We start from the raw sequence: 26,636 nt of genomic DNA on the forward strand, positions 1-26,636 counted from the left end.
CGCGCAGACGCGCTGCACCGGAGCCTCAGCAGCGGCACGAGAATCGATTCGACCAGTTCATCACGCGCGGGACCTGGATTCGTTTACACCTCATTGACCGCAGTGGTTCCCAGTCGTAATATCCGGTCGAACCGATTCCGGTGAATCGGTTCGATTTACCAGCTCCACGGTCGCACGAGCCGGCGGAATCCACCGTCTCGTCGCGTCACAGTGCAGTGACGCCAAGCCAGAGGAGGAAGTTGATGAGGAAAAGAACCAGGCCGGGACGCTTGGTGACGGCCGCCGCCGCCGCGTTAGGGCTGGCAGCCCTACTGGTGATGCCCAGTGCGGGTCATGCGGCCGCGGGAGAGTCGCTGAGCGTAGATCTGAGCTCCACCCGCGGGCCGTCGACCGGCGTTGGGGAGGGCTTCCTCTACGGCATCACTCAGGACGGCAGTCAGCCGGCGGACCAGTATCTGCAGCCGCTGGGGATCAACGCCTTCCGGGGTGGCGGCTGGTTCTCCGGTGGCTGGATCAAGGACGGGTACCGGTACGGCTCCGCCACTCAGGCCGACATCGACTCGATCACCGCACAAGCCCGGAGGCTGACCCAACCGCCGTACCACGCTCAGTACCAGGTGATACTCAGCGACCTCTACGGCAACAACGGCGGCCAGCCCTCTAACGAGATGTATCCCTGCGACAACGGCAACTGCTCCAACTGGATCAGCTTCGTCGACTCGACCGTGAGCGCGCTGCAGGCGACGGGCCTCCCCTTCACCTACGACATCTACAACGAGCCGGATATCTCGGTGTTCTGGACCCGAGGTATGAACAGCCCTCAGTACTTCCAGATGTGGGACACCGCCTACCGGGAGATCCGCCGCGTCGCCCCCAACGCCAAGATCGTCGGCCCGTCGCTCGCCTTCACTCCGCAGAGCAATCCCGGTGAGTGGAGCACGTGGCTGGCCCATGTCAAAGCGGCGGGAACCGTACCGGACATGATCACCAATCACGACGAGGGGGACGTCGACGATCCGGTCACGGTGTCGCAGGCGCTCAACAACGCGCTGTCGGCCAACGGCATCCCCGCACGGCCGCTGTCGGCGAACGAGTACCAGCCCGCGGACCGGCAGACCGCCGGGGTGACCGCCTGGTACCTCGCGCGGTTCGCCCAGTCCGGGTACACCAATGCCATGCGCGGCAACTGGTCGTGCTGCCTGACCCCGAACCTGACCGGGGTTCTCACTCAGGTCAACGGGATGTGGCAGCCCAACGGCAACTGGTGGGCCCTGCGCACTTACGCGGACATGACCGGGACCCTCGTCAACACCTCGGGCCAGGTTGGCTCGACGGCGATCTCCGCTTCGGAGGACAGCGTGGCCAAGCGGGCGGTGGCCGTGATAGGCGACAGCAACGGCTACACCGGCGCCGCCTCGGTCACCTTCAACGGCCTGGGGTCGGTGCCCTGGCTGGCGAACAACGACAGCGTCAACGTCACCGTCGAACGCATTCCGGACCAGGCCCCGCTCAGCGCCCCGCAGGTGGTCTACAACCAGAACCTGAGCGCCTCGGCCGGTTCCGTCACGGTGCCTGTCACGTTCCAGGCCGCGCACGACGCCTTCGCGGTCTACGTGACTCCGGCCGGTTCGACGGGCGGAGGAACCAGCGGGGCACTGCACGCGGTGGGCGCGGGCAAGTGCTTGGACGTACCGAACGCGTCCACCACGGCGGGCACGCAGCTGCAGATATGGGGCTGCTCGGGCGGGTCCAACCAGACCTTCACGCGCACGTCTTCGAACCAGCTGACCGTCTACGGCGGCACGAGCCAGATGTGCCTGGACGCGAACAGCCGGGGCACCAGTCCCGGCACCAAGGTCATCATCTGGTCCTGTAACGGCCAGACGAACCAGCAGTGGAACATCAATCCCGACGGCACAGTTACCAGCGCCCTTTCGGGGCTCTGTCTGGACGTGACCGGAGCGAGCACCGCCAACGGTGCCCTGGCTGAGCTGTGGACCTGCAACGGCGGCAGCAACCAGCACTGGACCCTCGGGTAGCCCACAACCTGACCCGACACGGCGGTCGCCCGTCATCGCTGATCCAAGGGGGCACGACGCGGCCGATCAGCCTGGATGGGGAGGCCGCCGCGCGCCAAGAGCGGCCGTGCCCTCCCGCTGCGGAGATCACAAGCCGCAGCGGGAGGGCACGGCTCCCGCCCGTCGCCCGCACGGCGATGGTCCGCGAACGGCCCTCCCCCGGCCGCGCGCGGCAGCCCCGGATCTGCCGGGCAGTCAGCCCACGTGCAGTTCCAAAGGCGTGCCCCCTGCGTCGGGGCGCGGAGACGGCGATCTCGAAGGGATGTCCCTGGCGGATCGAGCACGACTACCGAGAGCTCAAAACCTGCCTGGGCCTGGACCACTTCGAGGGCCGCTCGTTCACCGGCCGGCACCGGCACGTCACCCTCGTCACCGCCGCGCAATTGTTCCTCACCGAACAGCGGACGAGCCCAAAAGCCCTTGCCAGGGCCTGACGCTCGACCAGGCCCTGGACCTCCTCCAACACCTCATCGCCACCTGGAACGGCATCTGCCCCGCCTGCCAACAGACCATCCCATGGCAGCCCTTCGACACCACCTAACAAAGCACTACTAGACGAAGCGGGACTGAGAGGCGCAGTGACCGTATCCGGCCCAGCCGGCCAGGTCAGATCGCATCACTGTTGGCCGTGACATGCCGCGGGAAACGGACGTGGAATCCACGATCCAGTGGTTGTCGAACCAGAAGTCCGTATCGACGGCGAGCATTCGTATCGCTTTCTTGACCAGTGGCAACGCGGCCCGTAGCCGCTTGTTGCAGCCGGACTGCTGGGGCAGGTAGGGGAACATCGAGGCCTGGTGTGCGTGCGTGTGGCGCAGCCAGCGTGCCTCGAAGGTGAAGCCGAGCAGTGCCTGTGCGACCGCCAGGCAGACGAGTTCGGAGTCTGTCAACCGGGGTGGTCTGCCCATCCACCGGTCCGACCCCAGGTCGTCGTCAATCTTCACGTACAAGGCAGCCGGCAGGGTGTCCAGGTCATTTCTTCACAGGGCGATCCTTGACACCCTGCTTGCCGTCCCCGGAAGCGGAGTTGGGCACGATCCCTATTCCTGGCGCGCGGTGCTCTGTTGTGCAGTGTGCCGTTCGTAGAAGACGTTGCGTTCCAGGGGACGTCGGCCGGGATGGCGCCGCTCCTCCGCCGGATAGCCGACGGACACCAGCAGTGCGATGGCCAGGTCGTCGCGGTCGTCGATCCCGATCACCTTCTTCACCTTGTCCTCGTCCCAGCCGTTCATCGGCGACGTTGCCAGGCCCATCTCGGTCGCGGCGAGCATTACGAACGAGGCCGCGATCATTGCGTCCTTGACCGCGTACTCGCGGAGCAGGCCGCGCCTTCCGAGGTCTTCCTGGAACGTTGTTGATGCCGCGGAGAACATGGCGATGAAGTCGTCGTTCCATGCTCCGTCGCGCCGGGCCCGGTCGTAGATGTCGCTGTGGTCGTCACGCCAGGACTGCAGCTCCGCGACGAAGACCAGCACGAGGGGAGCTTCCTGCGGCTGCGGCTGTCCACCGGTGGCCCAGGCGAGCCTTTCGCGGCCCTCGTCGCTGGCGACCACGACGATCGACCGGTCCTGCAGATTCCAGCTGGTAGGCGCTTCGACGGCGAGTTCGAGCAACGATGCCAGGACGGCTTCCGGGATCGGATCGGGCTGATAGTGGCGCACCGTGCGGCGCGTGCGGATCGCGTCCGCGACAGAGAGCATGTGATTCGTCATGACACTCACTATTGGAGAGGGACTCTCCATAGGGAAGAGGGCACCTTTTGGTGCGCTACTCTCCCGGCATGAAGACCGTGGTGACATCCTCCGGACTACCGGCCGACGCCTACTCCGCGAAATGCCCGACGCGCCAGGTCCTCGACCACATCGCCGGCAAATGGACGATCCTGGTCGTCGATGCCCTCCTCGAAGGCACCATGCGCTACACCGACTTGAGCCGACGGATCGAGGGCGTCTCGCAGAAGATGCTCACCCAGACACTGCGCAGCCTAGAAGCTGACGGCTTCATCACCCGCACGGTGCACCCGACCATCCCGCCCCGGGTCGAGTACGACCTGACCAAGCTCGGCCAGAGCCTTGCTGAGCCCATCACCGCGCTCCGGCAATGGACGGAAGCCCACATCAACGAGATCGAAGCGGCCCGGGCCCGCGTCACCGCCGAAACCCCAACCCGGTGATCTGCTCCTCCAAACGCACGAGGCAGTGACACTACTCGCGCGCGGGCTCCAGCAGGAAGACGGGGATCACACGGTCGGTCTTCTCATGTCGGCGCGACCGCCGAACAGGCGACCGAGTACGAAACCGGACCGGGCCGCCGCCCACTGGAGGAAGATCGTGCGCCTCACTTTTCCCGGCAGGCGCTGACAGGCGAATACCGACACGCGCCAAGGTGGCGTTAGGCGGGCTGCGGGGCGGGCGTTGCCGGAGCGGCCGCGGCCTTGCGGGTCTCGCGCATTATCAGCAGGCCGTTGACCACCATCAGTGTCGCGGTCAGGCAGTGGACGCCGAGCGCGGTGGCCACGGAGCCGTGGTGGGCCAGCACGGTGGTCATGTCGCCGTACGCGGCGAGGGCCTCCACCAGCAGCACCCAGCCCAGCGCCCGGCGGTGGCCCGTCACCAGCAGGATGCCCAGGACCAGGGCCAAGACGACGTCGCGGATTCCCTTGATGATCAGGAAGCCGTCGCCGTCGCCGGACGGCCAGCTCGGCAGGCCGAAGCCCGGTGCCGTCGTCTGCGGGCTCAGGATGAACTCCGTCCCGAACCAGAGGATGAAGAGGATGAAGGCGGCGGCCAGGAAGGTGTTGATCTTCTTCAGCGACATTGTTCTTCTCCTTGCGAGTCTTCGTCAGCTTGGTGAGCTTCGTGGAGCTTGCTGAGTCGTGTGGGGCCTGATCAGGCCGCGCGGACGCGGCTGATCCAGGGGCGTAGTTTGTCGGGATCGCCGTTGTGGGTTTTGAGCGGCAGCTGCATTCGCGGATGTCGGGATTTCGGTGGCCAATTGCCGCCCGGGGATTGGGGATTGTGCGCGCCACCGGCGCCGCGTCGGCCCGCGGGGTCAGTAATCCGAAGCCCCGTCGGGCCCACCCCGACGGGGCGAAACCCGTCGACACAACGGGGCGAATCGGTGCATGTCGCGGCGGCTTTTGTATCGGGTGAGGGGGGCGACCGGCTGGTCGAAGGAGGCGATGATGACGGCGACGCGGACGTAGTGGAGGCGGTCCCAGCGGTTCATCCGCCGCTTCCAGCCGGCGGGCCGGTTGTCAGGGGTCGACGTCTTGCCCCGGTCGTTGATCGGGACCAGCAGCAGGATCGACATGATCACGCCGGGCAGCAGCGCGCCGGCGGTGACGACGAGGCCGGGATGAACTGGTCGCTGGAGCGCCCGTTACGCCCGTGGACGTGACAGAAGAGCCGCTCTGCCGAGCACGGCGGCTCCGAGCGCAGCCACAGTGACATGTCGACGGACAGGACCAGCCGGCCGGCCGGAGAGCGCGGCAGTGCCAGCCCGACCAGCAGCACAGGCAGCCGGTCGACGTCGATGCAGCCCCCGGTGGAGATCGCCGTACGGCCCGCCGTGCCCCCGTCGGTGTTCGGGCAGCAGCGTCAGGTCGAGCGGTGACGTCACCGGACCGTCCGCGCACGTCACCGCGTCGGTCGCGACGACGAACGCGATCCCGCCACCGGCGAAGCCATGATCCGCTGAGCCGCCATCGGCCTCACAACCCGGTGCCACCCGGGGTGAGGAGTTCCATGAGATGTCCGTCGGCGTCGCGGAAGTAGGTGCCCCTGCGGCCTTCGGTGTGCTTGCTGTGATAGATCTTCCCAATTTCTTGGCATGCGGGATCGCCGTAGTGGGTGATTCCGCCGTGATGGATGCGGGCGAGGGCGGCGTCGAACTCCTGCTCGCCGAGCATGAACGCGTAGTGGTGTGGCTCGAAGTCGTCCAGTTGGTCGTAGTCCAGGCTGACCTGGTTGGCCAGCGTGACCGGCGTGAAGTGCGCCACCGGCGGATCGACACTCAGGCCGAGGATTTCGGCCAGGAACTGCGCCGAGGCTTGCGGGTCACGGGCGGGGACGATCGTGTGATTCAGTTCCACGGTCATAGTGGCTCCTCTTCAGGGACGGGGCTACGCAGGGTGGGGTGCTCGGCGGCCTTGGCGACCCGGCACGGTGCATGGATGCGTGACTGCCCGGGGGGACAGGGCTTCTCCGGATGCCCTCCCCCGGCTACAGCTGCTACGTCATACGTCGATCTGCTCGAAGATGTGCGGGTACGACACGATGTCGTCGGGGAACTCGGCCGCCATGTGCTGGAACTTCGGGCTGCCGAACGCCGTGGCGAGCGCCTCGGTCGACTCCCAGACCGCGACGTTCATCAGAAGTTGACTGTCCGCCGTTCCCTTGTGCATCTGCAGGGAGACGAATCCCGGCTGAGCCTTCATGAACTCCGCCTGCCTCCGAAAGAGGGCCAGGAACGCTTCAGTCCTCTCCTTTGGAACGACGAAGGTGTTGGCCAGGACGATGGGCCCGGTCTTCTCCTTGAACTGCGCGAACATCGGCGTATTCGGGTCGAGACTCTGCAGCTTGGCCATTGTCGGCACTTCCTCTCGCTATCGGTCCGTGGGGTGTCGCCGGCGCCCGCGTCCTGCGGATACCAGCGGAGTTCGAGGGTGTTGGTGTCCGGGTCCTGGATGTAGATGGAGGTGGCGGTGCCACACTTCGGGCGCACGGCCGAGCGGTTGCGGCCGACGACCGGGCGGGTGAGCCCGCGGGCTCAGGTGAGGGCGGCGACCAGCAGGGCGAAGGCGGCGATGATGACGGCGACGCGGACGTAGTGGAAGCGGAGCCAGCGGTTCAACTGCTCCTTCCAGTCCTCGGGTCGGTTATCGGGGGTCCACGTCTTGTTCCGGTTGTTGATCGGGACGAGCAGCAGGAGCGACATGATCACGCTGAGGATCAGCAGCGCGCCGGCGGTGACGACGAGGCCGGTGCCGTGGTGATGCCATCCGGCGATGGCCCAGACAGCGACGAGGACGAGCGAGCCGATGTACCAGAACGGCATCACGGCGCCGAGCATCCGGCCCCCGTGGGCGTGGCCGAGTTGGCCACTGTCCTCGGGAAGGGCGTTGAGGATCGGGTTGATGACGAAGAGAACGGAGAACTCCACCCCCACCATCACACCGACGACCACGGTAGTGACGACCTCGAGTGCGTTGAGCATGATGACCCCTCCTGGGATCTAGCGCTGCTAGTTGATGAGGCAACGCTAGTACTTCTATTGCTCGCTTGTCTAGCAGTGCTAGGATCGGATCATGTCGGTACAGGAACGCAAGGAGCGCGAACGGGCGGAGCGCGAACGCCTCATCGTGGCCACAGCCCGCGAACTCGCCGAGCAGCAGGGCTGGGACGCGGTCACCACCCGCCGGCTCGCCGAGCGCATCGAATACAGCCAGCCCGTGCTCTACAGCCACTTCCGCGGCAAACGCGAGATCATCGGCGCGGTCGCCCTCCAGGGCGCCACCGAGCTGGCCGCGGCGGTGCGGGCCGCGACCGCCGCCGCGGACGGCCCGCGCGCCCGGGTGTACGCCCTCGCCCGTGCCTACCTCGACTTCGCCGAACGCAACCCGGCGGTCTACGACGCCATCTTCCAGCTCGACGGCGGCCTCGCGTACGCACAGGAGGAAACCCCGGAACCTCTCAAGGACGCTTTCGCCGCACTGCTGGAGAGCCTCGACGAGGTCGCCGGGGACGGCGTCGCCCCGGGGCTGTTCACCGAGGTGTTCTGGGCGTCCCTGCACGGTGTGGCGACCCTGACCCGGTCGGGACGGCTGCCGCCGGAGGAGACCGAGCCGAGGGTGGAGCTGTTGGTGGACCGGCTCGCCATCGTCTGACACACCATCCCGGCAGGCACGCAGCCGGGGCCCTCGGGCCCCGCCGCCGCCTGCCTGCCTGCCTGCCTGCCTGCCTGCCTGCCTGCGGCAACACTTCCGGTCACTCGCGTCCACACGGCGCAGCCGCAGATCACAAGCCCCTTACCCCAGACGGGCACCCGCCCCGGCAGCTGCGATGCTCATTGATCACGACCCGTACGCGCCCAACGCCGCGTCAAAGAAGCCCGCACCGAATTCGAGACAACCACCGAAACTCTCGAACCGTGAGCAGGCACGTGCCGTGCCCCAGCACACCGAAAGGGTGAACTCCAGCGCCGGGCACGGTGCCTGATATGGTCCGCAATGTCCGCCTCCGTCGGCCTGATCAGATGGGTAGCCGCCTTGTGAGCACCGACTCCAGCCGTCTTCCGGTGGGTCCCGCGAGGGATCTGCGCCTGATCGTCACCGGTGGTGGGACGGGCGGGCACACCTATCCCGCACTCACCGCGGTCCGGGCACTACAGAGCAGGCTCGCTGCTGCCGGCCGAACGTTGGAAGTCTTGTGGGTCGGAACAGCCGAAAGTCTCGAAGAACGTGTCGCCGCGGCTGAGGGCATCCGGTTCGCGTCGGTCGCGACGGGCAAGATCCGGCGCAGCAGCAACCCGCTGAAGATGGTCTCCCCGGCGAACGTCAAGGACATGGGCCGGGTGCCGCTCGGTGTATTGCAGGCCCGCAAGGTCCTGACCGGTTTCCGGCCGGACGTGGTGCTGGCCACGGGCGGCTACGTTGCCGTCCCGGTCGGCCTGGCCGCGAGAATGTGTCACTGCCCGCTGGTGGTGCATGAGCAGACCGTCCGGCTCGGCTTGGCCAACCGGTCGCTGGCCGGTCGGGCGACCTGCGTGGCGGTGTCGTCCGAATCCACCTTGGAGCTGCTGCCCGAGTCGGCCCGGGCCACCGCGGTCGTCACCGGTAACCCGGTGCGGCCCGAGATCCTGACCGGGCGGGCCGACAACGCCGTTCAGGCTCTGGGCCTGCACGGGTTCGTCCGCCGTCTGCCGACCGTGTACGTCACCGGCGGCGCCCAAGGGTCGCAGCAGATCAACTCCCTGGTCCGTGACGTTCTGCCCTGGCTGCTGCACCGGGCGAACGTGGTGCATCAGTGCGGCCCGGACAACCTCACCGACCTCCAGCAGCACACTGCCGCGCTGCCGGCTGACCTGGCGGCGCGCTATCTGCTGACCGGCTACGTCGGAGCGGAGCTGCCCGACGTTCTCGCGCTGGCCGACGTGGTGATCTCCCGCAGCGGCGCGGGCACCATCGCGGAACTCACCGCGCTCGGAAAAGCTGCCGTCTTCATCCCGCTGGCCACCTCCGCGGGCAACGAGCAGGCGCACAACGCCCGCCATCTGCAGGAGACCGGCGCCGCTATCGCCTTGCTCGGAGAAGCGACACCGGACACCCTGCAAGCCGCGGTCGAACCCCTGCTCGCGGACTCTCACCGTCGCACGGCCATGGCCGGACGCGCCCGTGCAGCCGGCCGCCCCGACGCGGCCGAACGGCTGGTCGATGTGGTGTTGGACGCCGCCGGTAGGGGAACTACGCGAGGTGCCGCCAGGCACCGCGCTCAATGACCTCCACGCACGCAGTGAATGCCCACTCGTCCTGTCCGAAAGGGTCGGCCACGTCGAGGCCGTCGAGGTGCAGGGCCAGGCATGTCCGCAACGGCGTCGTCGGCCGGCTCACACCAGGTGGCCGGCACCGAGCCGCCCACCAGGACGCTCCGCACCTGCCGTCAGCCCGGGACTTGCGAGCACCGACCATCGGCCCAAGTGTCCCGACGCGTCACCAGTTCGAGTGCGCTGCCGCCCGTGCAGTGCCATGGTGGTGTCATGAGCGAGACGTGCCAGGGCTGCCAGGGCCAACGGGTGACGACCCACACCACGGTGACGGTGGAGCTCGATGACCAGGGCAACCAGGTGTCGAAGACTCGCGAGTACACGGCGCCGTGTGGCACCTGCCACGGCAACGGCACGGTCGACTAGGAGGCTGGGATGCGATCCGCTTACTGCTGCGTGATCTGCGGCGTGCACTACCTGCCCCCCGAAGCCATGGAATATCCGGCCCTGCAACTGGAAGCCTCACCCGTGCACTGCGCCAAGCCAGAATGCGCAACCGCGGTAGCAGCTGGGGATGCAGGGCTACCGGTAGAGGTGCTGGCCATGCTCGCCAAACGGGCGGCAGACGCCCAAAGCGAGGCGCGGGAGACGGTACGCAGCGGCGGGAAAGCCCGCGGCAGGCGAGCTGGAGCAGCGCCCGGCGGTGGGCGATCCAAGCTGCGATAGCCGCAGGACAGACAGACCCTGCCTAGCTCGGGAGCATTCACCCCGGACAAGATCCCCCGGCTGTTTCCCGCGCAAGCGGGAGCGGTCCGCACCGCATTGCGCCGCCGGCCTCAGCCGAAGCCGTCCATCCTCCGCATACGGAGACAGCAAAACTGACGACACAACAGGTCCATCACCCAAGGCCAATCCCCCACAGGTGCGGGGAGCAGGGCTAAGGCGAGGTCATCGAGGTAGGTCACTTGCCCCACGTCACAGGCGGGGCACCGGAGTTCAGCGATGACACCCGTCAGGCTGTCGGGTTGAAGCTGGCTGGTCCGGCGGACGACACGGCCGCCGGAATGGTCGTATGCCACGAACCGCGCGTGAGGTGGAGAGCTCCATCCGGGTCCACCGTCGCGGTGGCGCCGTATACGGGTAGGGAGCCGTCTGTCAGCCAGTCCGTCAGCGTCGCGCAGAAGGACGCCGCGGGCGGCTACACCGACGGCGGCCGTGCTCCGAGCGCGGAACTGGCCGACGCCCTGGAGCACACCGACCGCTCCATCGGCACTCTGCTGGCCCGGCTCACGGCCCGTGGCCTGGACCGCAGCACCCAGGTGGTACTCACCGCCAAGCACGGCCAGTCGCCCACCGACCGGGCCAATTTGAAGCTGGTCGACAAGAAGCTGCTGACGGCCGTGGTCAATGGCGTCACCCCCGGCCTCGTCGCCCAGACCACCGCCGACGACGTCGCCCTGCTCTGGCTCACCGACCACAGCAAGGCCCAGGCCGCGGCCGCCGCGCTGCGCGCACACGCCGGCGAGCTCAGCATCGACCGGGTGCTGGTCGGCAAGGACATCACCCGCTGGTTCGGCAACCCGGCCAAGGACTCCAGGACCCCTGACGTGATGGTGCTTCCCCGGCCCGGGACCGTCTACGCCAAGCCCGGCGCGACGAAGATCGCCGAACACGGTGGCTTCAGCGCGGACGACACCCATGTCGCCCTGCTGCTCGCAGGCCCTGGAGTACGGCGAGGTGAATACGACCAGGCGCCGGACGAGGCCGGGTCGGCGCAGCGCGAGCAGGACGGCGGGGGCGGTGCCCGCGTCGATGCCGACCACCGCTGCCGAGGGCTCGCCGAGTGCGTCGAGCAGCCCTTCGGCGTCGGCGGCGAGGTGCCTGCGTCGTAACCCTCGATGGGTGTAGCTCTTCTGGAGGGAAGGGCTGAGCTGGGAGAATGCTGATCCAGCGGTGGCCGGGGGCGGTGTCTGTCTACCGTGGCATCCACCACCGAACTGACTGGCGCCCGTGGTACCCGCCGACCGCCCAGGGCGGCTGGGCCGACTGCCTCGCCCGCCAGAACACCGAAGAGCGCAGGCCCATTCGGGACGCCGGCAGGCAGATACGAAGGCACGAACAGCTCGCGATCAGCGGCATGAGCGGATGTTGAACGAGCGCGGCCCGTTCTGTACGGCAGCTGCCGGCAGCGTGCGAGGGTCAGCTCTGGTGGTGGCTGACGGCTTCCCATCCGTGTTCAAGGAGGTCGAAGGCGCGGGTGATGGCGGCCTCGGGATCGTCCCGGCCCCTGGCCAGTCCCGGCGCTTCCAGGGCGAAGCGGGCCAGGGCTGCGCACGCAACATCGTCCGGCGGAGCGCCGATGTCCGCCGCGATGGCGCCGGCGAGTGCGGTCTGGTGACGCATCCACATGCGGTCGCGGTAGTCGCTCAACACGGGGGTGCTCTCGACAAGCTCGACGAACTGGACGAAGCGGGGATCTTTGGAGTTCGACCGGATGCGGGCGTGCAGGATGTGGTCGCGCAGCGCCGCTGGGATCGACCAACCCTGGGGCCGTTCGCGTACGGCGGCGACCAGGGCCGTCTCCTGGCCGGCGTCCTGATCGAAGACCAGTGCCTCCTTGCCGCTGAAGTGCTTGAACAGGGTCGTGGTGGACACGTCCGCTGCCTCGGCGATGTCCCGGACGCTGACCTGCTCGTATCCGCGTTCGAGAAACAGCGCCAGCGCCGCGTCGGTCAGAGCTTGGCGGGTGGCGGCCTTCTTGCGCTCCCGGCGCCCCATCGTCTCCGTCATGCCCGCAGCCTACCCAATGGATTGACCGGCTAACAAAGTGTACTCGTTGCACTTTTATATTGAGTGTGCTTTTCTGTCGATGTCGGCGCTGCATATCGCCTCGGACGTTCGCCGACCCTGCCGTCCACCAAGCCGACGCCTCAGCACGACCTGCCACCAGCACCCAATGCCTCCACAGATCGGAGCACCACCATGAACACCCCCGCACCCCGCATCGCGATCATCGGGGCCGGACCTGGCGGCCTGACCTGCGCCCGCATCCTGCAGCAGCACGGCATTGCCGCAGCCGTCTACGATGCCGACACCTCCCACGCCGCCCGCGACCAAGGCGGCACCCTGGACATGCACGCCGACTCCGGCCAGGCCGCGCTGCGCAGCGCCGGGCTCCTGGACGACTTCCTGCGCCTGGCCCGCCCCGAGGGCCAGCAGATGCGCCTGCTCGGCTCCGACGCCGCCGTCCTATTCGACAAGGAACCCGAGGGCGAGCAGGACGACAACCCCGAGATCGACCGGGGCCAGCTGCGCGATCTCCTGCTGGACTCGCTGACCCCCAACACCGTGCGTTGGAGCCACAAGACCACGCATGTCGATCCGCTCGGCGACGGCGCCCACCGCCTGCACTTCGCACACGGCGCCACCGCGGACGCCGACCTCGTCATCGGCGCCGACGGCGCCTGGTCCCGCGTGCGCCGCCTCCTCTCGCCCGCCGCCCCCGCCTACACCGGCGTCACCTTCGTCGAAGCCGGCCTTAACGACGCCGACGCCCGCCACCCGGACCTGGCCGCTCTGACCGGCAACGGCACGATGATGGCCCTGGACGACAACAAGGGACTCATCGCCCAGCGCAACAGCAACCAGCACATCCGCGTCTACATCGGCCTGCGCACCGACCGGGACTGGCACGAGCAGGCTGGTATCGACCTCGCCGACACCGCCGCCGTCCAGAAGGCGCTGCTGAAGGAGTTCGCCGCCTGGAGCCCCGACCTGCTCGGCCTGATCACCGACACCGACAGCGGCTACATCAACCGGCCGCTGTACGCGTTGCCGGTCCCGCACACCTGGAAGCACACGCCGGGCGTCACCCTCCTCGGCGACGCAGCCCATCTCATGTCCCCGTTCTCCGGCATGGGCGCCAACCTCGCCATGCTCGATGCCGCAGACCTTGCACTGACCCTTGCCACCGAACACACGATCGGCCAGGCTATCCGCGCCTACGAGGCCATCATGCTGCCCCGCTCCGTCGGAGCCGCCGAAGGCTCAGCCGAAGGACTCGACAGTGCCTTCGCCCCCGACAGCGCCACCCAATCCCTCGCCCACATGAACACCCACCACTGACCACAGGCCCACCCAACCGATCGCCGACCGTTTGCGGTGCTGGACGAAAACCTGCTGCCGTCCGCTCATCGCCCCTCGGACGCTTTCCCGTCTTCTCCCAGCTCAGCCCTTCCCTGTGGGGCGTCAGCGCCTTCAACCTTTCGGAGCCCTCCTGAACCGCCGCCGTATCCTGACGGCCGCCTGTGCGGAACTGCTGCTCACTGCACCACTCGGACAGCGTCACCAAGATGTCCGCGAACACCCCCCCCAGGCTGTCTTCCGCATTGTGGGCGGTGATGGCGCCACCGCGGTGATGACGGGAACCATCGAGGTGACGGCAGGCCAGACCACGGCCGTCGACGGACGTCAGAAGGTCGACCTGACCACGACCGGCCTGACCCTGAGCGGCACCAGCGAAGCCCTGGGCGCCCTGAACATCTCTCTCGACAAGGATCGGCCCGCACTCCACGGCGCCATCGCCAGTCTCGACACCAAGTGACCGTTCCCGGCCGTCGTGGATCTGACTGCCAACCTGCGCGTCACCGCTGCCAGGCTCTCTGACACCGTCCTGGTCAACAGGGGCCCGTCACCTTCCGAGATGGCGCCGCCAACCGGTTTCCCTCCGGCGGGTTCTCCATCCTCGGGCGTGTGGAACTGGACGACATTAATCACCCGACCGGTCCGGCCATCGTCACCATCGAACAGTTCAACAGCGTTCTCACCGAAGCTCGCTGAGAAACCCTCCCGTACGTCGGCATGACACGGGGCGCGCCCGCCCCGTGTCAGCCTCCGCAACCCACCGCCCGGGCGGACTTGCCAGAACCACCGCAGTGCCCCAGCGCCAGTCGCCTCATCGCTCAAACTTCAGTGGCAATCGGTCAAGATCCCCTGTCACAGGACAGTACGGGCGCGGCGCGAGCCCCACCTCACAACTGTCCCGTCTCCAAGGATCTGGTCCTCGTCTCCGGTGATCTGGCCCGATTCGCTTGCGGTCTCAGGTGACCTGGTCTGCCAGCCTGCTAAGTTGATGCCAGGACACGGTCAAGCGCCGCCTGGCCCGCGGGTCCCCATGTCGGCTTGCCGCCCGGCAGGCCCCGATCCCCGGCCCGGCCCATGAGGATGAGGAAGAGGCTCTTCGCGGCAGCCAACCCTCGTGCACGCCGGATCATCGCGTCGTCCGCGTGTGCGTACGCGTCGAAGAACCGTGCAACCGCGCCTGCGGGAAGGAGCATCCAGGCAGCCGTGAGATCGGCCGCCGGATCGCCGGCGCACATGTCACCGAAGTCGATCACGCCCGAGAGTGTTCCGTCCGAGACGACGACATTCGCTGGATGAAGGTCGCCGTGCAGCCACACAGGCGGGCCCTGCCAATCGGGAGCCGCAACGGCCTCGTCCCAGACGTCCCGGATCTTCCGGAGGTCAGCGGTATCGCCTCCGGAGGCGACTTCCTCGTATCCCTTTTCGAAACCGTCCGAGAGCGTCTTGAGGGGAACGCCGCGATCCCGACTGACTGGTGCATCAGCGGGCGCCTTCACGTGGAGTGCCTTGAGGAAAGCCGCCAAAGTGTCGGCCGCGCTGTCGTGGCTGATCGGGGCGCGGTCGGCTGGTTCACCAGGAACCCATGTCGCAATGGTCCATGGCCGCGGGAAGCGTGCGGACACACCGATCCGCATGGGGGTCGGAACCGGTAGTGGCAGACGCGGGGCCAGGGCAGGCAGCCACCAGTGCTCCTTGCGCAGCAGGGACGGTGCACGCTCCGTGCGTGGCATACGCACGGCCAACTCGTCTCCGAGACACCACCGTTGGTTGTCCCAACCGCCGGCCACCTTACGCAGTTCCAGTCCTGCAAGGTCCGGATGCTGCTCACGCACCAGGGAGCGAACCAAGGTCTCATTGATCTCGAAGCTGTCCGTGATCTCACTCAACCATCGATGGCACGGGGCCGATTGTCGATGTCACGGGACGCTGGTTCGCTGACGTGTTTGAAACGGACTGTCGCTCGTTGGGGTGACGCCTTCCGCGTCCGGGGCACGGGGCTCCGAACGCGGTGAGCGCCGCCGGCCCGGTCGGGCCGGCGGCGCTCACCGATCCGGACGAGACGCCGAACGGGGCCAGTTGATGGCGTCGGACGCCGACCCTCAGCAGGTCCGGATCGTCGGACAGCAATGGGTTCATCGGCGAGGCCGTACGCGGGTGCCGTCACCGCGCGACCAGGCGCGGAGACCCAGGACCACCCCGGGCCGGGGCGGACCGGCAGGGAACGGTCAACTGGCTTGGCCGGTCGGCATGATGGTGACCTGCTGGAGGTTGGCCCGCGGCGGGAGGGACGCGACGAACCCGACGGTCTGCGCGATGTCCTCGGGCGCGAGCCACTCCATGGCTACCTTCGATCCCTCCAACCACGCACGAACACCTTCGTCGGTCACGTGGCTCTGCAGCTCGGTACCGACGATGCCGGGCTCGATCGCCGAGACACGCACCTTCTTCGCACCCAGCTCAACCCGCAGGTGCCGGGAGAGGTGGGTGACGTATGCCTTCGTCGCGGAGTAGACAGCGAAGTTCGGGAAGATGTTCTGCGCCGCGATCGACGACGTGTTGATCAGGTCCGCGACACCGCGCTCCTCAGCGGCCTTCACCAGCTGCGGCGTGAACGCGCCGATGACGTTCATCAGGCCGGTGATGTTGAGGTCGATCTGGTGCTGCCACTGCTCGGTGGCCAGCTCCCTCGATCGGGGCGGGGAGCATGACGCCCGCGTTGTTGAGCAGCAGGTCGGCACCGCCGAACTCTGCCGCGACCCGGTCCGCCGCCGCCCGAACCGCCGCCGCGTCGGTCACGTCGGCAGCCAGGGCCAGGGCCTGACCGCCGTTCTTCCCGATCCGGGCCACCAACTGCTCCAGCCGGTCCGCACGCCGGGCCAGGACGACGACACGAGCACCGAGTCCGGCCAGGTGCTCGGCCGACGCCTCTCCGATACCACTGGAGGCACCGGTGACGATCGCGACGCGGCCAGAGAGGGGACGGGCGGAAGTCTGCGTGGTCATGAGACACACCTTTCAAGGTGAGTGAGATGAGGGGCTTGGGGCCGCGGCCTGTCGCCATCGGCTCCTCCACAAGAACACCACCCTCAGACGCCTCACGGGGCGCTGGGAAAGGCCCTGACCAGGCAGGTATCCACAAGGAAGGTACTGGCAGTACCACCCGGCCCAGGACATGTCCCACTCTCGCCCGCCACACTGGGGGACATGGATGACCGTAGTAACGAGCTCGCCGACTTCCTGCGCACCCGCCGTGCCCGGGTCACCCCCGACCAAGCAGGGCTGCCCGAGGACGGCCGGGCCCGCCGCGTGCCCGGATTGCGCCGCGACGAGGTCGCCAGACTGGCCGGAGTCAGTACCGAGTACTACACCCGCATCGAGCAGGGCCGGGCACAGAACCCCTCCCCCGAAGTCCTCGAAGCCCTCGCCGGCACCCTGAGGCTGGACCCCTCCGAGCGCGAGCACCTCACCGACCTCCTGGCACGTCCCGCACGGGCCCGCCGAGCTCCGACCAGCCCCCAGCGCGTGCGCCCCGGACTGCACCTGATGCTGCAGACCCTCGACCACGTGCCCGCGTTCATCCTCGGCCGGCGCACCGACGTCCTGGCCTCCAACCGCCTGGCCCGCGAGGTCCTCACCGATTTCGACGCCCTGCCCGCACCCCGCCGAAACCTGGCCCGCTACTACCTGCTGGACCCCGACGCCCGTGAACGGATCGGCGACTGGGAACAGATCGCCGCCGAAACCGTCGCCATCCTCCGGCTGGAAGCCGGGCGAAGCCCCCATGACCGCCAGCTGGCCGACCTCGTCGGCGAACTCACGCTGAAGTCACCGGAGTTCTCCACGTGGTGGAACGATCACAGGGTGCTGCGCCGGACCCACGGCGCCAAGCACTACCATCACCCCCTGGTCGGCGAGCTGCACTTCTCCTACGAGTCCTTCCAAGTGCCTGGTGACACGGACCAGACGCTGTGCGTCTACAACGTCGAACCCGCCTCCGACACCATCCGAGCCCTGCAGCTCCTCACCGGCTGGACAGCCCCACAGCCGACGGGGAGGCCGGAACGAGGTGCGTAGAGGGCCGGGCCGCTACAGCTCGCGGTTCCGGCCGAGCTCAGCTCCTCGCCTCCCTGCTGACAGGACGGCAGTGACGCCGCTCCCGACGGCCATCGCCAGCGCGTCCACGACGAGCGAGGCGCGATGGTGGTCGGCCATCGAGTAGCCGACGACCTTGAGGGGCTTCCAGCGCGCCGGCGTTGTTTCAGCTCGGCAGCTCGGCGGCGGTGTGCTCGCCGAGTGCGCGTCCGCCAGGGTGGGCAGGCCGTGGGTGGCGGCTTTGTACAGTGCGGGCAGCGCATGAAGGCGAGCGGCCGTGATCTGCGCCGCGGCGGCGTCCTTGCCTTCCTGCGCCAATGCGGCTTCGGGACGCAACTTCGCGATATCCGTACCTGCGCGCACTGACTTCGAGGGCTCGGAGGAGGGGCAGGGGCGAGATCGCCGGAACGGCCTGACCGCCGACTGCTCGGACTCCTTTACTTCGGCCGAGTAGGACCTCGAATAACGTCCCGGAGCACGCCGCTCCCCGGTCACACTGCTGGGGTCAAGGAGTCGCAGGTCACCGAGGAGCATTTTTGCCGCGGTTGCCGGGTCAGCCCCGTGGGTCCCTCCTCGGGCGCACGGCAGTGCCGTCGCCTCAGCCGAGGCGGCGACTTATCCCGCGCTGGGCGGCGACAGCCGCTGTGTGATCCGGTCGAACAGCTCCGTCAGCGGCTCGCCGACGTCCCGGCCGAACTCGGTCAGTCCGTAGGTGACCTGGGGCGGCGTCGTCGGCTCGACCTCCCGCCAGACCAGGCCGTCCTGGACCAGCGCGCGCAGGGTCTGCGCGAGCATCTTCTCGCTGATGCCCTGGATGCTGTCGCGCAGTTCGTAGAACCGGCGACTGTTGCTCCGCAAGGAGATCAGCACCCAGACGCCCCACCTGCTGGTCACGTGGTCGACCACATCGCGCGCGGGGCAGTCGGTGTGAAACACGTCATACCGCTTCTCCGCCTCGGCCTGTCTGTGCTGCACGCCTTCCGCCATGTCATGAGCTTACCTCAAGGTATGTCCTTACCAAAAGTAAGCCCGTGCTCCTAGCGTGCAGGCCACAAAGGACATCCGAAAAGGAGCAGCTCATGATCGTGGTAACCGGGGCTACCGGGAATATCGGCCGGCCGTTGACGCAAACACTGGCCGAGGCGGGCCAGCAGGTGACGGCGGTGTCACGACACACCGCGGCGGTGCCCAACGGCGTCCGCCACATGGTGGCCGACCTGGCCGAGCCGACCGGCCTCAAGCCCGCACTGGCCGGGGCGAAGGCGCTGTTCCTTCTGCTGTCCGGCGACCTGCACGCCACTGGAGCCAACCCCGCCGACATCATCGGAGAAGCTGCGGCCGGCGGGGTCCGCCGGATCGTCCTGCTCTCCACACAGGGCGTGGCGACCAGGCCCTCCGGCCAAACGCGGATCGCGATGCGCGCGCTGGAGGACACGCTGCGGGAGTCCGGCCTGGAGTGGGCCATCCTGCGGCCAGGCGGCTTCGCCTCCAACGCCCTGTGGTGGGCCGATTCCGTCCGCACACAACAGGTCGTCGCCGCGCCCTTCGGCGACGTCGGGCTGCCGATCATCGACCCGGCGGACATCGCCGCGGTCGCGGCGGCCTGCCTGCTGGAGGACCGGCACACCGGCGGCGTGTACGAGCTCACCGGCCCGGAGGTGATCACTCCGCGCCGGCAGGCGGAGGCCATCGCCGCCGCCCTGGGCTCGCCAGTGAGGTTCCACGAGCTCACCCGCGACGAGGCCAAGGCCGCCATGACCCAGAGCATGCCGGCGGAGCTCGCCGACGACACGCTGGACATCCTCGGCTCCCCGAGCCCGGCCGAGCTGCGCGTCAGCCCGGACGTCCAACAGGTCCTCGGCCGCGCCCCGCGCCCCTTCGCCGACTGGGCTGCCCGCCATGTCGCCGCGTTCCACTGAGACCGGTCAGCGCTGCTGGAACTGACACCTTTGGGGGGCCATGCCCCTCCTCGTGCCGCCGTTCGGAGCGATGCCCTGATGGTGGCCCTGGTGACCAGATCCCAGGCAACTACGGCTCGTTGTCCTAGCAGTTGGCCGGGAGTCGATTGGCTGTGTTGTCGTCCCGAGGCCAGGACCGAGTGTCCTCCGGACCGTACGCGGCTTGGGGTCGAGGGGTCGCAGGTTCAAATCCCGTCGTCCCGATGGTGCGACCAGCGGGTTTGTCGGCATCGACAAGCCCGCTGGATGCGTTGGGAGTACAGGTGATGGCCGGCCCAGTGACGGCAACCCGGCACCAAAGATCGTCCTCCGGAGCGGCACCCCTGGTCAGGAGTACCGCCACGAAGGTCGTCCGGCAAGGCCCAGGGCTCGCAGAGACGTCAGGCGGCCTGCGGCGAAGCCGCCTCAGCCGGCGGCTGATGACGGCCGTGCACATCACCAGGGCACTACGCCGGCGTCATCGAAGAACTTGCCGGTCGGGCCGTCATCGGGCAGGGTCGCGAGTTTGATGGCGATCGCTGCGCCCTGTTCGGGGGTACGCACGCCGCGGAAGCCGTTGAGGTCTGTCGCGACGTAGCCGGGGCAGCCAGCGTTGATCAGGATGCTCGTGCCGTTCAGCTCCCGGGCGTACTGGAGGGTGACAGCGTTCAGGAACGATTTCGACGGCGCGTACGCCACGGCCACCGGACCCGTCGTCTGCTCAGCAGCGACTCCTGACTGCCGGGTGAGAGAGCCGACACTGCTGGACATGTTCACGATCCGCGGTGAGGCGGAGCGGCGCAGCAGCGGCAGCATCGCGTTGGTGACGCGGATGACGCCGATCACGTTGGTCTCCACGACCGTCCGGATGGTGGCGGGATCGACCTGGGTGGGCTCCTGCGGCATGCCGCCGGCGATGCCTGCGTTGTTGACGAGCACGTCGAGGCGCCCGGCCTGTGCCTCGATCAGCCGTGCGGCGGCGGTCGCGGTCGCGTCGTCGGTCACGTCCAGCGGTACGCCGAACGCGTCGACGCCGGCCGCGCGCAGTTTCTCCACCGCGGCCTTACGGCGCTGGTCGTCGCGGGCGCCGACGCCGACGCTCCAGCCGAGGGCTCCCAGGCCCGCGGCGATCTCGTAGCCGATTCCCTTGTTCGCGCCGGTGACCAGCGCAATCGTTCGTTCAGTCATAGGGACCATGCTGCCCTCGGGCCCCGGCGGGGGTCCAACACCGATTGGGTGGGCAGCGATACCTTCAGGGTATGGATCTGAAGTAGCGTGGCCGGATGGAGACCCGGGAACTGCGATACTTCGTCGCTGTCGCTGAAGAGCTGCACTTCGGGCGCGCCGCGCAGCGGCTCGGGATCGCGCAGCCGCCTTTGTCACGGGCGATCCAGCAGCTCGAACGCCGACTCGGGGCAATGCTGTTGGATCGGACCAGCCGCACTGTCACGCTGACCGAGGCCGGCTCGGTGCTGTTGGTCGAGGGCCGGGCAGCCCTCGACGCGGTCGACGCTGCGGAGCGACGGACCCGCCGCGCCGCCCTTTCCGTGACCGGCCGCCCCGGCCTGGTCCTGGTCACGAAGGCCAGCGCGTCCAGCGAACTGCTGGCGAAACTGCTCGACGCGTACGCTGCCGAACCCGGCGCGGTCCCCGTCGAGGTCATCCTGTGCGGCCCGGCCGAGCAGGCACGACTCCTGCGCGAGGGCCGGGCCGATGTGGCGCTGCTGCACCGGCCGTTCGACTCGACGGCCGGGTTCCACACCGAAGAGCTCAGCGCGGAGGGCCAGGTTGCGGTCCTGCCGGCCGGGCATCCGCTCACCGCCCGGGCCCATGTGCACATGGCCGACATCGCCGGGCTGCCGGGCCTGCCCCTGCCACGCTGGCCCGACCCCGACGGCACCTACCCGCCCGGCCCCGGCCCGCAGGTCCGTGACCACGCACAGTTGTTGCAGCTCGTCGCGCTCGGCCGTGCTTGCGCGGTCTCACCGGAGTCGTGCCGAGCTCAACTGCACGGTGACCTCGCGGCCGTGCCCGTGCTGGACGCGCCGACAGTCACCACCGTGATCGCCTGGCCATCGCACAGCCGGTCCAGAGCCGTCGCCGACCTTGTCCGGACCGCGACACATCTCTAGCCAGTAGTTCCCACATGCCTGGCCAGGTTCCACCTGTCGTGTCCCGGCTCAACCCAGCACCCCGGGGCACTCAACCGTCGGTGAGAATGCTCAACCGACGCTGCGACAGGTCAATCGTCCCGGGGTCCCGGCGCCGGTTGATCAGCACGGGACCCGGGAGCCATGACGTCCCCGGGTCCCGCTGTGCACTTCGCTGACCGACGGTTCAACGACTGGCCGAGGCAGGTGTCACGCCCACTCCAACCCCAGCTCCGCCAAAGCGGCGCACTGCGGGGCGGTGAGCTTGTCCCGCCTCGAACTGGTGTTGCTCAGGAAGATGCCCAGCTTGATGACGTGCTCCTGGCCGACGACGGTGATCCGCTCTTCGTGCCCTCCGCCGATCCGGTCCTGCCGCTGCCGGGCGGCCCGGGCCTCGGCTCCGGCGAGCCACTTGTAGTAGCTGGACCGGTTCACGTCCAGGACCTGGCAGAGCCGCTTCAGCTCGTAGGTGTCCCGGTGGTCGTCAACGAACTGAAAGCGGCTCCTCACCAGTTCGTCTCCCCGGCGAAATACACGGCATCGACCTTGAACTCGTCCGAGTAGTCCTTCATCGCCATCGACGGTCTTCTCGCTTGCTCCGGATCAAGCAGCTCCAGTATCAGCGTGTCCACCACTCAGGGGGAGACCCCACCGCCGATGCGCAAGCCGGGAATGCCACATACAGCCCCATGATCATCCGTGCCGCCTGGGGTGGCACGAGCAGCGTGGCAGATGCCTCCAGAGCCCTCGGGTTCTCCCGCGCAAAAGGCTACGCCCTTGTCCGCCGAGGACAGTTTCCGTGCCGCGTGCTCCAGGTCGGCCGTGGAACGCGCGTAGTCACCGCCTCCCTGCTCCGCGTGCTCGAAAGCGGAGAACCTGAGTACAACCGGGGCCAACCCCTAAGTCGTCACCGTGCGCAGCCTGATCCGGCGGTCCTGGACAACTCAATGCTGGGACGAACGCCCGAACCGCCGACCGTGATCCTTCGGCCCCGCTTCAGTCACTTCGGCAGATCGGCGGAGAGGAAGGGAGCAAGGAGCGCGAACAACGCGTCGGGGCGGTCGAGGGGGATGATGTGGCCGCAGTCCTGGAGATGGTGTCCGATCAGGTCATCGGCGATGGGACGGAGTTGGCGTTCGAGCCCGGTGCCGACGGGGTGAGAGCCGACGGCCATGGTGGGCATGGTCAGCCGTGCCGTCGCGACGGCGTCCTGGATCTGCTGCGCGCTGGTGGGCAGGGCCCGGTAATAGGAGAACGCGCAGCGCAGGGCCTCACTGCCGGTGTACGCGTGGACGAAGGCCGCACGGATGTCGTCGGGTACTCCTCGCCCGAGCGTCCCCGAGTCGAGGAAGAAGTCGATGTACGGGGCCTCGTTGCCGGCCAGGACGGTCTCGGCGAGGCCGGGGACGGCGTGGAAGCCGAACCACCACGGGGCACCGCCCGCGACGGCGTGCTCTGTTCCGGGCAGGCGGCCGAGCAGTGCCTCCATCACGACCAGGCGCCGGACGAGGCCGGGTCGGCGCAGCGCGAGCAGGACGGCGGGGGCGGTGCCCGCGTCGATGCCGACCACCGCTGCCGAGGGCTCGCCGAGTGCGTCGAGCAGCCCTTCGGCGTCGGCGGCGAGGGTGCCTGCGTCGTAACCCTCGATGGCACGTGCACTGGCACCGAAGCCTCGAAGGTCCGGGGCGATGACCCGGTACTGCCCCGCCAGTCGGCCCATGATGCCGCTCCAGAGTTGCCAGGTGTGCGGGAAGCCGTGCAGCAGGAGAACCGCAGGTCCGTTCCCGGCGATTGCGACATTGAGTTGGACGCCGTTCGTCTCGATGTGGCGCAGGTGGTGTGCGGTGGTGACGGGCATGACGGCTCCTCCGGATGGTTACCATTGGTGACCACAGAACGATAGGTAACTGTCCGACCGCTTCCTAGACGGCACTTTCAGGGAAGGTGGTGAGCCACAGGTGACCACCCGAGGAGGCCGGGCCGCCGGTCGCGGGGTACGCGGCGATCTGTTCGATCCCCATTGCCCGACGCGGCAGTTGCTGGACCGCATCGGCACGAAGTGGACGTCCATGGCCGTCAAGACTCTCGCCGATGCCGCACCGGACGAGGTGCGCTTCGCGGAATTGAGACGCCGGATGCCCGGCGTCTCGCAGAAGATGCTGTCCGTGACGCTGCGACGCCTGACCCGCGACGGGCTGGTGTCGCGCCGGGTCGAACCGACCGTGCCGCCGCGGGTCTTCTACCGGCTCACCGGACTCGGGCTGTCCCTGGAAGCCGCGCTTGCGGAGCTGCGGACCTGGGCGGAGGAGCACATGGCCGAGATCGACCGCGCCAACGAAGCCGCCGACCAGGAGGCCGACGAGGGGTAGTCAGGCCGGTTCCGCGCTCAGCGGTCAGCGGTCAGCGGTCAGCGGTCAGCGGTCAGCCACTGGATGGGTCCATCCCCGGGCGGGCGGGGAGCAGCCTTCGTGATAGCCGGCCTGTGCGCGGAGCAGGGGTCCATCCCCGCGCAGACGGGGAGCAGACACCGCGGTGGCGGCGGTCCCAGTCCATCGAGGGTCCATCCCCGCTGTCCCGGCGCAAAGGATCTGGTTTCCGAGACCGGCTCTGACCTGGATCGACCAGATCAAGTGAGATGCGGAAGCATGGAAAATCTCAGGTGCTCTGGTCCGGGGAGAGCGGATATCCGTGCCCGCCTCAGGTGATCTGGTTCGCCTGGGGCGTTTCCGCCCGCTCATCGGGTTCGCGCTGAAGGCTGGCAGTCCAGCCACGCGGCGACGTCCGTGATGACCGCCGCGTCGACGTGCTGGGGTGCCATGTACCCGGCGGGCGTCGACGGTCCTGTCCCTGGGAAGAAGAGGTGGTCGTCGGCTTCGTGGATCTGGATGGTGACGCCCGGACGCCCGCTCAGTCCCTTTCGCCACAGGGACAAGTCGTGCTCGACGGTGACCTGGTAGTCGCGTCCCCCCTGAAGGATCAGCAGCGGCCTGTCCAGGCGGGCGGCGGCGGCAACCGGGTCATAGGAGCGCAGGTCCAGCCAGTACGAGGCAGGAAGACCGAAAGGCAGGTCCTCCCGGGGCGTACGGGGTGACAGGGCGGTCTCGACGGTCGCGGCCTGCCGGGTGATCTCCGCAAGGACCGCCTCGGAGCGCGGGCCGGGGTCGAGGGCCGCGAGGTGGCCCACAACCCGGACGGCCGCACGGTGCATGGGCTCGGCGTCGCCCGCCAGGATCACGACGCCCGCGACGGACGGCTCGGCCTCGGCAACCCGTGGGGCGACCTTGCCCCCCATGCTGTGCCCGGCGATGAACACCCGGCTGGAATCGATGCATGGCTCCTCCTGGAGCAGACGCACGGCGGCGACGGCGTAGGGGACGTACTCGCGTGTCATCGTGAAGTCGTCCGCGGCAGCCACCTCCGCCGCGTGTGTGAAGGTCACCTTGTCGTGGCGCAGCACCGCCACGCCGCGGCTGGCCAGCCCCCAGGCGATGTCCTTGAGTGGCTTGTTGGGTCCGCTGGTCGCGTCCCGGTCGAAGGGACCTCCGCCACTGAGAAGCACGACTCCGGTCCACGGGCCGTCGCCACGCGGAACAGTGATGGTGCCAGCCACTGCGAGAGCACCGGCTCCGATGGTGACGTCGTGCTCCTCGAAGGCGTGCGGAACCGCGTAAGGGGGCGGCGTCCACGGTTGGCCGGCAGGGGGCGCGAGGCGCAGCCCGTTCAGCAGGCCGGCGGAGTCGACCGACATGACGACGGTGAACTCTCCCCCCTCGCAGGCCACGGGAATGCTGACTCGGATCAGGTCCGGCCGCAGGCTCTCGCTCGACGGTTCGCCGAGGTTGGTGACCGGACCGGTTCCCGAGGTCTCGGCGAGCCAGGCCGCCTGGAGGGTCTCGGCGGTCAGCGCAGCACGCAACGGCGGGCTGAATAGGGCAGCGATCTCCCTGAAACGGCCATCGCGTGCCCACTCGACCACCAGCACAGCGGTCTCTTCCGCAGTCTGCATCCCCTCACCTTTCTTAGATTTGAGAAAGGTAGCACGCATGAGAAGGTGGGGTGATGGACACCTTGGAACTCCTGGCGCACCCTGTCCGCCTCCGCGTGGTCCACGCGCTGCGCGGCGGGCGGGCCCTGACCACCGGGCAGTTGTGCACTCTGATCCCGGACGTGTCCAAGGCGACCGTCTACCGACACGTCGACCTCCTCGCCGAAGGCGGCATCCTCGACGTCGCCGACGAGCGACGGGTGCGGGGCGCCGTCGAACGCACCTACCGGCTACGGCAGGAACACGCGAACATCGACGCGGAAACCGCGCGGGCGCTCACCCCGCAGCACCACGAGCGGGCATTCGCAGCCGCCACGGCCGTGCTGGTTGCGGAGTTCGGTGCCTATCTGGAGCGCGAAGGCAGCAATCCCGTGGACGACCTCGTCGGCTATCGCCAGCACGCGATCTGGCTCAGCAAGGACGAACTCGTAGCACTGATCGGAGCGATGCAAGCCGCCATCGCACCCCTTCTTGCCAACGAACCCTCCCAGGAGCGCACCCGCTACCTCCTCAGCCCCATCCTGTTCCCCGCCGAAGAGGCCGAACAGCAAGACCCGCTGCAGCCGACACCCCCTCGCGGTGAACCAGATCATCTGAGATGACGAGCGAATCAGACCATCTTGTCAGTTTTCCGAGCCAACACCGCCTCATCGGAAGGTGGCCTGGCCGCCGAACGGTGCTTCAACGCACCATGCGGCATGAGCGGAGG

25 protein-coding genes and 8 pseudogenes are annotated in these 26,636 nt (G+C 68.2%); 14 read left to right on the forward strand and 19 right to left on the reverse strand.

Annotated features, from left to right (window positions below; translation table 11 throughout):
• Window positions 1-242 precede the first annotated feature (242 nt).
• Window positions 243-2,039, forward strand: a complete 1,797-nt coding sequence (locus tag AC07DC_RS28445; RefSeq protein ID WP_478917332.1) for an RICIN domain-containing protein — start codon at window positions 243-245, stop codon at window positions 2,037-2,039.
• Window positions 2,040-2,347: 308 nt separating this feature from the next.
• Window positions 2,348-2,512: pseudogene (locus AC07DC_RS28450) on the forward strand (IS701 family transposase); the annotation flags it as partial.
• A gap of 123 nt (window positions 2,513-2,635) precedes the next feature.
• On the opposite strand, the pseudogene AC07DC_RS28455 reads toward AC07DC_RS28450, so the two are convergent.
• Together AC07DC_RS28455 and AC07DC_RS28460 are read right to left on the reverse strand one after the other, a co-directional pair.
• Window positions 2,636-3,049 (reverse strand): annotated as a pseudogene (locus tag AC07DC_RS28455) (transposase family protein); the annotation flags it as partial.
• Window positions 3,050-3,118: 69 nt separating this feature from the next.
• Window positions 3,119-3,790 (reverse strand): nitroreductase family protein, encoded by a 672-nt coding sequence (locus AC07DC_RS28460; RefSeq protein ID WP_478917333.1) that lies wholly within the window; start codon window positions 3,788-3,790, stop codon window positions 3,119-3,121.
• A 68-nt stretch (window positions 3,791-3,858) separates the two neighbouring features.
• Between AC07DC_RS28460 and AC07DC_RS28465 the strand changes: the two genes are divergently transcribed.
• Window positions 3,859-4,251 carry a winged helix-turn-helix transcriptional regulator gene (locus AC07DC_RS28465; protein WP_478917334.1) on the forward strand — a complete coding sequence of 131 codons (393 nt, stop codon included), beginning with the start codon at window positions 3,859-3,861 and terminating at the stop codon, window positions 4,249-4,251.
• Window positions 4,252-4,469: 218 nt separating this feature from the next.
• Here the strand turns inward: AC07DC_RS28465 and AC07DC_RS28470 are convergent, their stop codons facing one another.
• From AC07DC_RS28470 to AC07DC_RS28495, 6 genes and pseudogenes are all read right to left on the reverse strand, one after another.
• Window positions 4,470-4,895, reverse strand: a complete 426-nt coding sequence (locus AC07DC_RS28470; protein WP_478917335.1) for a DUF4267 domain-containing protein — start codon at window positions 4,893-4,895, stop codon at window positions 4,470-4,472.
• A gap of 333 nt (window positions 4,896-5,228) precedes the next feature.
• Window positions 5,229-5,432, reverse strand: a pseudogene (locus AC07DC_RS28475) (anthrone oxygenase family protein); the annotation flags it as partial.
• Window positions 5,432-5,747, reverse strand: a pseudogene (locus tag AC07DC_RS28480) (transposase); the annotation flags it as partial. The pseudogenes AC07DC_RS28475 and AC07DC_RS28480, both read right to left, overlap by 1 nt.
• 43 nt (window positions 5,748-5,790) lie before the next feature.
• Window positions 5,791-6,177: a VOC family protein gene (locus AC07DC_RS28485; protein ID WP_478917337.1), complete on the reverse strand. Its 387-nt coding sequence runs from the start codon at window positions 6,175-6,177 to the stop codon at window positions 5,791-5,793.
• A 138-nt stretch (window positions 6,178-6,315) separates the two neighbouring features.
• Window positions 6,316-6,666 carry an antibiotic biosynthesis monooxygenase family protein gene (locus tag AC07DC_RS28490; RefSeq protein ID WP_478917338.1) on the reverse strand — a complete coding sequence of 117 codons (351 nt, stop codon included), beginning with the start codon at window positions 6,664-6,666 and terminating at the stop codon, window positions 6,316-6,318.
• Window positions 6,667-6,848: 182 nt separating this feature from the next.
• Complete coding sequence (locus AC07DC_RS28495) at window positions 6,849-7,295, reverse strand: anthrone oxygenase family protein (protein WP_478917339.1); 447 nt, start codon at window positions 7,293-7,295, stop codon at window positions 6,849-6,851.
• Between the two features lie 91 nt (window positions 7,296-7,386).
• Between AC07DC_RS28495 and AC07DC_RS28500 the strand changes: the two genes are divergently transcribed.
• From AC07DC_RS28500 to AC07DC_RS28515, 4 genes and pseudogenes are all read left to right on the forward strand, one after another.
• Complete coding sequence (locus tag AC07DC_RS28500) at window positions 7,387-7,965, forward strand: TetR/AcrR family transcriptional regulator (RefSeq protein ID WP_478917340.1); 579 nt, start codon at window positions 7,387-7,389, stop codon at window positions 7,963-7,965.
• 368 nt (window positions 7,966-8,333) lie between these two features.
• Entirely contained in the window at window positions 8,334-9,575 is a 1,242-nt protein-coding gene (locus tag AC07DC_RS28505; RefSeq protein WP_478917341.1) for a UDP-N-acetylglucosamine--N-acetylmuramyl-(pentapeptide) pyrophosphoryl-undecaprenol N-acetylglucosamine transferase, read from the forward strand.
• Between the two features lie 258 nt (window positions 9,576-9,833).
• Window positions 9,834-9,986: a hypothetical protein gene (locus tag AC07DC_RS28510; protein ID WP_478917342.1), complete on the forward strand. Its 153-nt coding sequence runs from the start codon at window positions 9,834-9,836 to the stop codon at window positions 9,984-9,986.
• A 638-nt stretch (window positions 9,987-10,624) separates the two neighbouring features.
• Window positions 10,625-11,206: pseudogene (locus tag AC07DC_RS28515) on the forward strand (alkaline phosphatase family protein); the annotation flags it as partial.
• A 75-nt stretch (window positions 11,207-11,281) separates the two neighbouring features.
• Here the strand turns inward: AC07DC_RS28515 and AC07DC_RS28520 are convergent.
• Window positions 11,282-11,463: pseudogene (locus AC07DC_RS28520) on the reverse strand (alpha/beta fold hydrolase); the annotation flags it as partial.
• A 296-nt stretch (window positions 11,464-11,759) separates the two neighbouring features.
• Complete coding sequence (locus AC07DC_RS28525; protein WP_478917343.1) at window positions 11,760-12,350, reverse strand: TetR/AcrR family transcriptional regulator; 591 nt, start codon at window positions 12,348-12,350, stop codon at window positions 11,760-11,762.
• 192 nt (window positions 12,351-12,542) lie between these two features.
• Between AC07DC_RS28525 and AC07DC_RS28530 the strand changes: the two genes are divergently transcribed.
• Both AC07DC_RS28530 and AC07DC_RS28535 read left to right on the forward strand, forming a co-directional pair.
• Window positions 12,543-13,685, forward strand: a complete 1,143-nt coding sequence (locus AC07DC_RS28530; RefSeq protein ID WP_478917344.1) for an FAD-dependent oxidoreductase — start codon at window positions 12,543-12,545, stop codon at window positions 13,683-13,685.
• Between the two features lie 292 nt (window positions 13,686-13,977).
• Complete coding sequence (locus tag AC07DC_RS28535; protein WP_478917345.1) at window positions 13,978-14,163, forward strand: hypothetical protein; 186 nt, start codon at window positions 13,978-13,980, stop codon at window positions 14,161-14,163.
• 520 nt (window positions 14,164-14,683) lie between these two features.
• Here AC07DC_RS28535 and AC07DC_RS28540 read toward each other — a convergent pair.
• Together AC07DC_RS28540 and AC07DC_RS28545 are read right to left on the reverse strand one after the other, a co-directional pair.
• The gene (locus AC07DC_RS28540) at window positions 14,684-15,580 is read right to left on the reverse strand and encodes an aminoglycoside phosphotransferase family protein (protein ID WP_478917434.1); all 897 of its coding nucleotides are present in this window, start codon (window positions 15,578-15,580) and stop codon (window positions 14,684-14,686) included.
• Window positions 15,581-15,928: 348 nt separating this feature from the next.
• Window positions 15,929-16,706: pseudogene (locus AC07DC_RS28545) on the reverse strand (SDR family oxidoreductase).
• A gap of 201 nt (window positions 16,707-16,907) precedes the next feature.
• On the opposite strand from AC07DC_RS28545, the gene AC07DC_RS28550 reads away from it, so the two are divergent.
• Window positions 16,908-17,777 carry a helix-turn-helix transcriptional regulator gene (locus AC07DC_RS28550; protein ID WP_478917347.1) on the forward strand — a complete coding sequence of 290 codons (870 nt, stop codon included), beginning with the start codon at window positions 16,908-16,910 and terminating at the stop codon, window positions 17,775-17,777.
• 12 nt (window positions 17,778-17,789) lie between these two features.
• On the opposite strand, the gene AC07DC_RS28555 is transcribed toward AC07DC_RS28550, so the two are convergent.
• The gene (locus AC07DC_RS28555) at window positions 17,790-18,131 is read right to left on the reverse strand and encodes a hypothetical protein (protein ID WP_478917348.1); all 342 of its coding nucleotides are present in this window, start codon (window positions 18,129-18,131) and stop codon (window positions 17,790-17,792) included.
• Between the two features lie 279 nt (window positions 18,132-18,410).
• Window positions 18,411-18,782: a winged helix-turn-helix transcriptional regulator gene (locus AC07DC_RS28560; RefSeq protein ID WP_478917349.1), complete on the reverse strand. Its 372-nt coding sequence runs from the start codon at window positions 18,780-18,782 to the stop codon at window positions 18,411-18,413.
• Window positions 18,783-18,874: 92 nt separating this feature from the next.
• On the opposite strand from AC07DC_RS28560, the gene AC07DC_RS28565 reads away from it, so the two are divergent.
• Complete coding sequence (locus tag AC07DC_RS28565; protein WP_478917350.1) at window positions 18,875-19,714, forward strand: SDR family oxidoreductase; 840 nt, start codon at window positions 18,875-18,877, stop codon at window positions 19,712-19,714.
• Window positions 19,715-20,188: 474 nt separating this feature from the next.
• Here the strand turns inward: AC07DC_RS28565 and AC07DC_RS28570 are convergent, their stop codons facing one another.
• On the reverse strand, window positions 20,189-20,920 hold the full coding sequence (locus AC07DC_RS28570) for an SDR family NAD(P)-dependent oxidoreductase (RefSeq protein WP_478917351.1): 732 nt from the start codon (window positions 20,918-20,920) through the stop codon (window positions 20,189-20,191).
• A gap of 95 nt (window positions 20,921-21,015) precedes the next feature.
• On the opposite strand from AC07DC_RS28570, the gene AC07DC_RS28575 reads away from it, so the two are divergent.
• Window positions 21,016-21,864 carry a LysR family transcriptional regulator gene (locus AC07DC_RS28575; protein ID WP_478917352.1) on the forward strand — a complete coding sequence of 283 codons (849 nt, stop codon included), beginning with the start codon at window positions 21,016-21,018 and terminating at the stop codon, window positions 21,862-21,864.
• Between the two features lie 384 nt (window positions 21,865-22,248).
• Here the strand turns inward: AC07DC_RS28575 and AC07DC_RS28580 are convergent.
• The 3 genes and pseudogenes from AC07DC_RS28580 to AC07DC_RS28590 form a co-directional block, all read right to left on the reverse strand.
• Window positions 22,249-22,419, reverse strand: a pseudogene (locus tag AC07DC_RS28580) (IS3-like element ISRhosp5 family transposase); the annotation flags it as partial.
• Window positions 22,389-22,517, reverse strand: a complete 129-nt coding sequence (locus tag AC07DC_RS28585; RefSeq protein WP_478917353.1) for a hypothetical protein — start codon at window positions 22,515-22,517, stop codon at window positions 22,389-22,391. The gene AC07DC_RS28585 and the pseudogene AC07DC_RS28580, both read right to left, overlap by 31 nt.
• A gap of 365 nt (window positions 22,518-22,882) precedes the next feature.
• Complete coding sequence (locus tag AC07DC_RS28590; protein ID WP_478917354.1) at window positions 22,883-23,740, reverse strand: alpha/beta fold hydrolase; 858 nt, start codon at window positions 23,738-23,740, stop codon at window positions 22,883-22,885.
• A 100-nt stretch (window positions 23,741-23,840) separates the two neighbouring features.
• Between AC07DC_RS28590 and AC07DC_RS28595 the strand changes: the two genes are divergently transcribed.
• Window positions 23,841-24,251 (forward strand): winged helix-turn-helix transcriptional regulator, encoded by a 411-nt coding sequence (locus AC07DC_RS28595; protein ID WP_478917355.1) that lies wholly within the window; start codon window positions 23,841-23,843, stop codon window positions 24,249-24,251.
• Between the two features lie 365 nt (window positions 24,252-24,616).
• Here AC07DC_RS28595 and AC07DC_RS28600 read toward each other — a convergent pair whose 3' ends face one another.
• Window positions 24,617-25,888, reverse strand: coding sequence for an alpha/beta hydrolase (locus tag AC07DC_RS28600; protein ID WP_478917356.1), 1,272 nt, complete (start codon window positions 25,886-25,888; stop codon window positions 24,617-24,619).
• A gap of 53 nt (window positions 25,889-25,941) precedes the next feature.
• Between AC07DC_RS28600 and AC07DC_RS28605 the strand changes: the two genes are divergently transcribed.
• Window positions 25,942-26,529 (forward strand): helix-turn-helix domain-containing protein, encoded by a 588-nt coding sequence (locus tag AC07DC_RS28605; RefSeq protein WP_478917357.1) that lies wholly within the window; start codon window positions 25,942-25,944, stop codon window positions 26,527-26,529.
• Window positions 26,530-26,636: the final 107 nt, after the last annotated feature.

This window comes from Streptomyces sp. NPDC045021 (genome assembly GCF_056432645.1).